The organism is Micromonospora arborensis (assembly GCF_003205615.1).
Classification (GTDB): Bacteria; Actinomycetota; Actinomycetes; order Mycobacteriales; family Micromonosporaceae; genus Micromonospora; species Micromonospora arborensis.
Map to the genome: position 1 here is coordinate 1 of NZ_PYBV01000179.1, position 247 is coordinate 247.

General features: G+C 74.9%; 1 pseudogene. It reads left to right on the forward strand.

The window, feature by feature from the left end:
• A pseudogene (locus tag C7C45_RS33340) lies at positions 1–247 on the forward strand (PLP-dependent transferase); the annotation flags it as partial.

A 247-nucleotide genomic window follows, 5' to 3' on the forward strand; every position in this document is an offset into this window, starting at 1 on the left:
CCGGGCGCGTTCGACGCCTGGCTGGCACACCGGTCGCTGGCCACTCTCGACCTGCGTCTGGCCCGTCAGAGCGCGAACGCCGCCGCCGTCGCCGAACTGCTCGCCGGCCGGGCGGACGTGACCGCCGTGCGTTGGCCCTGGCGGCCCGAGGACCCCGCGTAACCGGTGGCGTCGGCGCAGATGCGCCGGATGCCGGGGGTGCTCTCGTTCGACCTGGTGGACGCCGTCCGGGTTGGCCGATTCATCG